An 8625-nucleotide genomic window follows, 5' to 3' on the forward strand; every position below is an offset into this window, starting at 1 on the left:
CGGCGCTGTGCGGCCCGCGCGAGTTCGGCGTCGGCGAGGCGGGCGAACTGGATGATCGACGGCATGTCGCCGTGCTCCTTCGTCCAGCGCCCGAATTGCGCGCATTCGTCGCGCGCATCGTCCGCGTGCCCGCCGAGGACCAGCGCCCGCACGAGGGTCAGCCATGCCTGCGCGCGCACGTGCGCCTCGTCCGTCGTCGGCAGCGCGGCAACCGCCCGGCGGGCCGATTCGGCCGCCTGCACGGCGTCCCCGGCGGCGAGCTGCAGGCGCGCGCTCTCCGCGGCGATGCTGCCGGGGAGCTCGGCCTGCTCGGCGAGCGAGGGATCGCGGCGCAGTTCGTCGAGCAGCCTGCGCGCATCGGTGAGGCGGCCGACCGCGGCGAGCGCTCGCGCGCGCTGCAGGTCGAAATTGCCCCGCGTGCGCGCGTTGACGAGCTGCGTGCGCTGCGGCAGCAGCGATTCGCTCGTCGCGACCGCGCCGGACGCGTCGAGCAGTGCGAGCTGCGCCTTGATCTGCGCAGTGACGGTGAGCGCGAGGTCGTTGAGCGCGCCGAAGTGCCGGAAGCGATCCGCCGCGCGTTGCAGTACCGGCAGCGCCTCGGCGTGGCGGCCGCGGTTGTTGTTGAGGATGCCTTCGTTGGCATCGACGCGGGCCAGCGACAGCGTGTCGTTGGCGAGCGTGAGCGCGATGCGTGCGCGTGCAAGCGCGCTTGCGGCTTCGTCGAAGCGCCAGAGATTGACCAGTGCGGCGGCGAGGCCGGTGTAGGCCTGGCCGACCACGACGGGTTCGTGGCGCGACTCGGTCAGCCGGATCGCTTCCTCGAAGATCGGTACCGCATCCGCGCTGCGGTCCTCGCGCACGGCGAGCGCGCCGAGCATGTGCAGCGCCTGCGCTCGCAGTACGGGATCGGTCTCCGCGGACACGGTCGCGAGCACCTGCTCGAGCGTGCCGCGCGCGGCGTCCAGGCGCCCGCTGCGATAGTCGATCTGCGCCAGCCGCACGCGGATCGGCGGCGTCGCGCGCACCGGGGCGGGTGCCGCCTCGATGAGCCGGCGCGCGGCCGCGAAGTCGTCACCGAGCAGCGAAGCCTCGGTACGCTGCAGCAGCTCGGCGACCGACACGGGCACGTCGTCGTGCGCGGTCAGCGGTGACTTGCCGAGCAGCACGAGCAACTGGTCACTCGCTTTACGCGCGGTTTCGATCGGATCGCTGCCGCGGCTTTCGATGGTGCGGCGGTGGCCGTCGTCTTCGCGCAGCTCGATCTGCACGAGCCAGTTGTCGGCGACGCGCGCGACCTGCGGCACGATCACCTGCCGTGCGCCTGTCAGGCTGCGCACGACCTTGGCCGGATCGCCGCGCTCACCACCCGTGCTCGCGGTGCGCCACGCGGCGACGACATTGTCGCTCGGCGCGACGACCTGGCCGGCTTGGCGCAGGCGCGAGGCGATGAGATCCATGAGGCCCAGGCGCAGCCACGCCCACTCCTCGCTCGATTCGACCGTCGCCGGCAGCACGACGAGCGCATCGTTGGGCGCGGCCACGGCGGCGGTTGCCGGCGCTGCATCGCGATCGCGCGAAGGCAGCAGCCGGACCGCTGCGACCGCGACGATCGCCACCAGCGCGGCGAGTGTGAGCGCGGCGATGACGAACCGCTGCGACTGCGCGCGTATCCGCTCCGGCGCGACGGTCGCCGGGGTGGCGGCTGCCGGTCGCGCGGCGACCACCGTGGGTGCCGTGTCCACCGCCGCTGCCGACGGCGGCTCGCGTGTGCCGACGTCGACGTCGCGGCCGGTCTCCAGTTCGCGGATCCAGCGATAGCCGAAGCGCGGGATCGTGCGGATCGCGTTCTGTTCGTTGCCGTCGTCGCCGACCGCGCGACGCGCCTTCAGCAGCGTCTGGCCGAGCAGGGTGTCGCTGACGTCGAGCTTGCCCCATACCGCAGCGATGAGTTCGTCGCGGCCGACCGCGCGGTCGCGGTGCTCGATGAGGTAGACGAGGCAGTCGAACACCTTCGGCGACAAGGCGAGCAGCTCGCTGCCGCGATGCAGCTCGCGCGCGAGCGGATCGACGCGATATTCGCCGAAGGCGTAGACCGGATGGGACATGGACCTGAGGTTAGCGCGTGCGCCCGCCCGCGACCATCCATCCAGGGCGGCGCATGCGCGTCACGATACGAGCCATGCGGCGAGGCCGAGGAACAGCCCCATGCTGAGCACGTCGGTCGCAGTAGTCAGGAAAATGCTCGAAGCGGTCGCGGGATCGGCGCCGAGGCGCTTGAGCGCGAGCGGCACGGCGGCCCCGGCGACGCCCGACAACGCACAGCTGCCGGCCATCGCGACGAAGGTGATGACGGCGAGCGTGAGCGCCTGCGGATGCTGCTGGTGGTGCGCAAGCCAGAGCATGCCGATCGCGGCAACGAACCCGGTGAGTGCACCGTTGAGGAAGCCGAGCCAGGTTTCCTTCCAGAGCAGCGCGCTCGTGCGGCTCGCGGCGAGCTCGCCGAGCGTCATGCCGCGCAAGGTGACCGCGAGCGACTGGCAGCCGGTATTGCTGCACTGGCCCGACAGCACCGGGATGAACACCGCGAGCAGCACGATGCGGTTGACCGTGCCCTGGAACAGGCCGACCACGCTCGCCGCGACGAACGCGGTGACGAGGTTGAGCTGCAGCCACGGATGACGGAATCGCAATGCGCGTTGCCACGAGGTGGCGAGGCGTTCCTCTTTTTCGACACCGACCATCGCGCCGGCCTGCGCGCTGATCTCGAACGCCTGTTCCTCGAAGATGACGGCACCGCGCACGAGTCCGACGAGGCGTCCGTCGGCGTCGCATACCGGGTAGACCGGGTAGTGGCGACGCACGACCTCGCGCATCGCGTCGTTGACGTCGGTCCGCGGCTCGAGATAGAAGGGCCGCGACACCATGATCTCGGCGAGGCGCTGCGTCGCGCGCGCGAACGCAAGCTCGCGGAAGGCGACGATGCCGGTCAACGCATGCTTTGCGTCGACGACGAACACGTAGGTGACGAGCGTGTGCGAGACGATCGGGCGCAGGGTTTCGATGACCTGGGCGACGGTCGCGTCCTCGGCGAACACGGCCGGCGCCGGCTCCATCAGGCGGCCGATCGAGCCCTCCGGCCATTGCTGACCCTGCAGCCACGGCCCGTCCTCGCCCTGGCCGGCGGCGAAGGCGATCTGGCGGCGGCGTTCGGCGCCGAAACGATCGAGGATCCCCACCGCCCGGCCCGGGCCGAGCGCGTGCAGAAGGCGGGCGATCGACACGTCGGGCAGCGGCGCGAGGCGCGCGACCGCTTCATCCGCGTCGAGGTCGCGCAAATCATCCACGGTCACATCAGGCGCTTGCGTCATGGAGATCCCCCGGCGGTGGTGCGATGCTAGCCGAAGCGCATCGCGCGTCCCATAGCAGGACAAAAGGTCATGGCGGAAACGCCGCGCAGGTCGCGCTGAACCCGCCGGATCGGCCGTTCACGACCTCTTTAACCTGGGTGCGTGAACATGCCCCGCAGCCTCCCAACGGAAATACGACGATGAGCAGCAGATTCGTGTCGATGGCGTTGACCGCGGTCACCGGCGTCGCTCTCGTGGGTTGCGTCGCCACGCCGCCGCGCACGCGGTACTACGACGATGCGTACTACCAGCGACGCGCGGCCTACGATTGCTCGCGTTGCGGCGTGATCAAGGAAGTCGGCCGCGTCTACGTGCGCGAGAACAGCACGGGCGGCGGCGGTGCCGTGCTCGGTGCGATCATCGGCGGCGTGCTCGGCAGCACGGTCGGCAAGGGTGATGGCCGCACTGCGGCCACGGTGGCCGGCGCGGTCGCCGGTGGTTTCGCCGGCAATGCGATCGAACGCAATTCCAACGACCGCGGTGATCGTGAGGCGTGGCAGTTCCAGGTGCGGCTCGACGACGGCCGCTGGGCGACGGTCACGCAGTGGGACAACAACGACCTGCGCCCGGGCGACCGCGTGATGATCCGCGACAACCACCTGATCCGCCTGCGCTGAGCCGCGCAGATGCTACGAAAAAGGCGAAGGCCATGTTGCCTTCGCCGTTTTCGTTCGAGCATCCATGCGACTCAGTTGATGCGGTAGAAGTTGTGCGCGCCGATCGTCGCGAGTGGCGGGCCCTTGATCCAGCCGGGTGACACCGAATCGGCCAGCACGAAGTGGTCCGCGTCCGGCACGACGAATTTGCGCCGGTCGCGCGGCAACGCCCAGATCGCGAGCGAGCGCCCCGCGATCTGCCAGGCCGTGTTCCACGCATCGGGATCATCCATGACGCGGCTGCGCGTCGTCGTCGTCGCGAACTGGCCGGGCGCACGCACGACGTCGCAGACGGTCTTGCCCCAACGGCCGCTTTCGCGGCGGCGCATCGCCACCTCGGCGACCGCCATCTGGCCCACCTTCGACTCGCTGCGCGCTTCGAGGTAGACCGTCGTCGCCAGGCAGACCTGGTCGGCGGTCGGCTGCGGCAGGATCGACGCGAGCCAGAGCAGGAAGGAAAGTTTCATGTCGCAAACCTCTCACAGTCGGGAGGCTCGCCCCCGGCTCGCCGAGGACGCGGACGTCATGGCGGGCTGGCCAGGCGAACCACCGCCGGGCTGGGTCGAACCATCGATTTGGATGACGCTGCGGCGTGGGCGCGGTCCTGCCGCGCCTTACTACGCCCGTCGGTCGCGTCTGCCACCCCGGCAGTCGCTCCGACGTCTTTCACGAACCGGCGCCTTGCGCCGGGGGCATCCGCCCGCCTTTCAGGTTCGCGGCAAATGCCCAAAAGCTCATTAAAAACAAGCTTGTGGATGTACGAAACACCCCGTCCAACGAGGGGCGGAGCGAAGCCTACGCGACTCGGGCTCGCGTGTCGCTGAATGCGCGATTCCTGTTCAGCGTGGCGTAAGCGGCGGTCTGGCAGGGAATTTGTAAAAAAATCGTTCAGATGCGCGGGCTTAGCGCATGCCCTTCGATGGTCACTGCGGCCGACGTGCGCGAATCATCCTGCACGACCGCGAGCGCGGACCCGCCGGCTTCGTCGGGGCTGGCGGTTACATAGAGGATGCGTCCGACGGCCGCTCCGTCCACGAGCACGCCGGTGCCGGGCGCGGGCACCGGGGCCTTCCCGTCCACGCGATAGACCTGCAGGTGGCGCTTGTTGCCGCCGCGAAAATGCAGCCGCGCGGCGATCTCCTGGCCCGGATAGCAGCCCTTATCGAAGCGGATCGCGCCGATACGCTCGAGTTCGAGAGCCTGCGGCACGAACTCCCCCGCGAGTTCGCCCGCGAGCAGGGGCAGGCGGGCAACGAGATCTTCGCGGCGCCAACTTGCGAGCGCAGCCGCGTCCGCGGTACCGGCGGCGGGAGCGAGCCAGGCCGTGCGTTCCGCCGTGCCGGGCAGGGCGATCGCATGGCCGCCGTCGATCGCCGCCACCTCGCCCGCGCCGGGCGACGGCGTGTCGAGTCGATGCAGCGCCCAGCCGTCGACGGTTTCGAGCCGCACGGCACTGCGGAACACGTAGCGGCGCAACGCGTCGCGCAGCGCCGATGCCTCGCCGAGCGGCTGCCAGGCGAGCAGGCGTTGCGCTTCCACGCGCAGCAAGGCGAACACCGCGCGTGCGCGGCCTTGGGCATCGAGCCAGGCGCTCCATTGCCAGCGCGCGGGTTCGAGCGCGGCGACGTCGCTGGTGAACTGCGCCTGCGCGAACGCAATCGCGTCCCTGCCTTCGATGGTGAGGAGTTCCGCGCGGCACAGGGCGGTCGGCATTGCAATCGTGTTCGTCGGCGGGGTCGTAAACTGTAGCAAATGCATGTACGAAGGTGCCGAATCGAGGCGCGGATGCGGCATGCGAGGTTGTCTGAATGAACGAGTGGGTTTAACCTTCGCGCCGCATCGCACCATGCCCGACACTCGACGCTCCCTCACCGAATCCCCATCGCCAGCCGTGGCAGGCACCACCGTGGCCGCGCCCTTGGCGCCCGCGCGTGACGTGAAAACGGAGATCGGCGGACGCGAATCGGGCCTGGATCCGACGCGCTACGGGGATTGGGAAAAGAACGGCCGCTGCATCGACTTCTGATGCCTGATGCGCAGGATGCGCGAGCGGACGACACACAACGCCAGCACGAGCCAGCCATGCCAGCCAACGCGCGACCGCTATCGCCCCATCTATCGATCTACCGCTGGCAGATCCAGATGGTCACCTCGATCCTGCATCGCGCGACCGGCATCGCGCTTGCCGCGGGCACCATCCTGCTCGTCGTCGCGCTGCTCGCGCTCGCGAGCGGCCCGGATGCTTACGCGAAGGTCGCCGCGTTCTGCGGCTCCTGGCCCGGCACGCTGCTGCTGGTCGGCTGGACCTGGTCGCTCGCCTACCACCTGCTCAATGGCATCCGCCACCTCTGGCAGGACCTCGGCTACGGTTACCTGCCCGCGCAGTTCGTGCGCAACGGCTGGCTCGTCTCGATCGGCAGCCTGACCCTCACCGGCCTCGTGTGGGCCTGCGTGTTCGCGCAGCGGGGTGGCGCATGAACGCCCGCCTGCGCTCGCCGCTGAAGAATGCGCTAGGACTGGGTTCCGCGCGCGCCGGCTCCCACCACTTCGTCGTGCAGCGGCTCACCGCCGCCGCGCTCGTGCTGCTCGGCCTGTGGTTCGTCTGGACCGTGCTTGAACTCCTCCATCTCGACTACGCCGGCGCGCACGCGCTCGTCGCGCAGCCGCTCAACGCGGTGCTGCTGCTCGCGTTCGTCGTCGCCGCGTTCTGGCACGCGCAGCTCGGCCTTCAGGTCGTCATCGAAGACTACGTCCACACGCGCGGCTCGCAGCTCGTGCTGCAGGTGGCGGTGAAGTTCCTCTGTTTCATCGGCGCCGCCGCAAGCGTGCTCGCCATCCTCAAAATCGCGCTGGGACGCTGACATGGCCGGTACCGCTTACAAGGTCCAGGAACACAAGTACGACATCATCGTGGTCGGTGCCGGCGGTGCGGGCTTGCGCGCGACGTTCGGCTTGGCCGCAACCGGCCTGCAGACCGCATGCCTCACCAAGGTGTTCCCGACGCGCTCGCATACGGTCGCCGCGCAGGGCGGCATCTCCGCGGCTCTAGGCAACATGGGCGAGGACGACTGGCGCTTCCATTTCTACGACACCATCAAGGGTTCGGACTGGCTCGGCGACCAGGACGCGATCGAATACATGTGTCGCGAAGCGATTCCCGCGATCATCGAACTCGAACACTACGGCGTGCCGTTCTCGCGCACCGACGAGGGCAAGATCTACCAGCGCCCATTCGGCGGCATGACCACGCACTACGGCCAGGGCGTCGCGCAGCGCACCTGCGCCGCGGCCGACCGCACCGGCCACGCGATCCTGCACACGCTCTACCAGCAGTCGCTCCAGCACGACGCGCGCTTCTTCGTCGAGTACTTCGCGCTCGATCTCATTTTCGACAATGAAGGCGTCTGCCGCGGCGTGCTCGCGCTCGACATGGCCGAAGGCACGCTGCACCTGTTCCGCGCGCACGGCGTCGTGCTCGCGACGGGCGGCTACGGCCGCGCGTACTTCTCGGCTACTTCCGCGCACACCTGCACCGGCGACGGCGGCGGGCTGGTCATGCGCGCGGGCCTGCCGATGCAGGACATGGAATTCGTGCAGTTCCACCCGACCGGCATCTACGGCTCGGGCTGCCTCATCACCGAGGGTTCGCGCGGCGAGGGCGGCTACCTCACCAATTCGAAGGGCGAGCGCTTCATGGAGCGCTACGCGCCGAACGCGAAGGACCTCGCTTCGCGCGACGTCGTCTCGCGCTCGATGACGATCGAGATCCGCGAGGGCCGTGGCGTCGGCGAGCACAAGGACCACATCAACCTCAACCTGATGCACCTCGGCGCCGACGTGCTGCACGAGAAGCTGCCGGGCATTTCCGAATCGGCGCGCATCTTCGCCGGCGTCGACGTCACGAAGGAGCCGATCCCGGTCATCCCGACCGTGCACTACAACATGGGCGGCATCCCGACTAACTACCACGGCGAGGTCGTGCGCAAGGTCGGCAACGACCCCGATGCGGTCGTGCCAGGGCTGTACTCGATCGGCGAGGCGGCCTGCGTGTCGGTGCACGGCGCCAACCGCCTCGGTTCGAACTCGCTGCTCGACCTCGTCGTGTTCGGCCGCGCCGTCGCGCAGCGCTGCGCGGCGACGATCAAGCCGGGCCAGCCGCATAAGGACCTGCCGGCTTCCGCGTGCGACGCCGCGCTCGCCAATCTCGATCGCCTGCGCAACGCGAACGGCTCGACGCCGACCGCGCAGGTGCGCATGACCATGCAGAAGACGATGCAGGCCGACGCCGCCGTGTTCCGCACCGCGCAGACGCTCAAGGAAGGCTGCGCGAAGATGGACAAGGTGTTCGCCTCGTTCGACGACGTGCGCGTGTCGGACCGCTCGCTCGTGTGGAATTCGGACCTCATCGAAACGCTCGAGCTGCAGAACCTGCTCTACAACGCGGTCGCGACGATCAACTCGGCCGAGCAGCGCCCGGAGAGCCGCGGCGCGCACGCGCGCGAGGATTTCCCCGACCGCGACGACGAGAACTGGATGAAACACACCCTCGTCAGCGTCGATGC

Annotated in this window: 9 protein-coding genes; 5 read left to right on the forward strand and 4 right to left on the reverse strand. The window is 69.2% G+C overall.

Annotated features, from left to right (window positions below; translation table 11 throughout):
* Both ACTHK2_RS02120 and ACTHK2_RS02125 read right to left on the reverse strand, forming a co-directional pair.
* The coding region (locus ACTHK2_RS02120; RefSeq protein ID WP_440244043.1) for a winged helix-turn-helix domain-containing protein at positions 1-2105 on the reverse strand (2105 nt) is incomplete at its 3' end.
* Positions 2106-2165: 60 nt separating this feature from the next.
* The gene (locus ACTHK2_RS02125; protein ID WP_440244044.1) at positions 2166-3344 is read right to left on the reverse strand and encodes a magnesium transporter; all 1179 of its coding nucleotides are present in this window, start codon (positions 3342-3344) and stop codon (positions 2166-2168) included.
* Positions 3345-3547: 203 nt separating this feature from the next.
* On the opposite strand from ACTHK2_RS02125, the gene ACTHK2_RS02130 reads away from it, so the two are divergent.
* Positions 3548-4024 carry a glycine zipper 2TM domain-containing protein gene (locus ACTHK2_RS02130; RefSeq protein WP_440244045.1) on the forward strand — a complete coding sequence of 159 codons (477 nt, stop codon included), beginning with the start codon at positions 3548-3550 and terminating at the stop codon, positions 4022-4024.
* 71 nt (positions 4025-4095) lie between these two features.
* Here ACTHK2_RS02130 and ACTHK2_RS02135 read toward each other — a convergent pair whose 3' ends face one another.
* Positions 4096-4530, reverse strand: a complete 435-nt coding sequence (locus ACTHK2_RS02135) for a cell wall hydrolase (protein WP_440244046.1) — start codon at positions 4528-4530, stop codon at positions 4096-4098.
* A 421-nt stretch (positions 4531-4951) separates the two neighbouring features.
* Positions 4952-5776, reverse strand: coding sequence for a CAF17-like 4Fe-4S cluster assembly/insertion protein YgfZ (ygfZ, locus tag ACTHK2_RS02140; protein ID WP_440244047.1), 825 nt, complete (start codon positions 5774-5776; stop codon positions 4952-4954).
* A gap of 178 nt (positions 5777-5954) precedes the next feature.
* Here ygfZ and ACTHK2_RS02145 point away from each other — a divergent pair, with 178 nt between their 5' ends.
* The 4 genes from ACTHK2_RS02145 to sdhA all read left to right on the forward strand — a co-directional run.
* On the forward strand, positions 5955-6089 hold the full coding sequence (locus ACTHK2_RS02145) for a DUF1674 domain-containing protein (RefSeq protein WP_440244048.1): 135 nt from the start codon (positions 5955-5957) through the stop codon (positions 6087-6089).
* 56 nt (positions 6090-6145) lie between these two features.
* Positions 6146-6541 (forward strand): succinate dehydrogenase, cytochrome b556 subunit, encoded by a 396-nt coding sequence (gene sdhC / locus ACTHK2_RS02150; RefSeq protein WP_440244049.1) that lies wholly within the window; start codon positions 6146-6148, stop codon positions 6539-6541.
* The gene (gene sdhD, locus ACTHK2_RS02155; protein ID WP_440244050.1) at positions 6538-6924 is read left to right on the forward strand and encodes a succinate dehydrogenase, hydrophobic membrane anchor protein; all 387 of its coding nucleotides are present in this window, start codon (positions 6538-6540) and stop codon (positions 6922-6924) included. The genes sdhC and sdhD overlap by 4 nt, the downstream gene beginning before the upstream one ends.
* 1 nt (position 6925) lies before the next feature.
* The coding region (gene sdhA / locus ACTHK2_RS02160; protein WP_440244051.1) for a succinate dehydrogenase flavoprotein subunit at positions 6926-8625 on the forward strand (1700 nt) is incomplete at its 3' end.

It is taken from the genome of Dokdonella sp., assembly GCF_051958935.1.
Lineage (GTDB): Bacteria > Pseudomonadota > Gammaproteobacteria > Xanthomonadales > Rhodanobacteraceae > Dokdonella_A.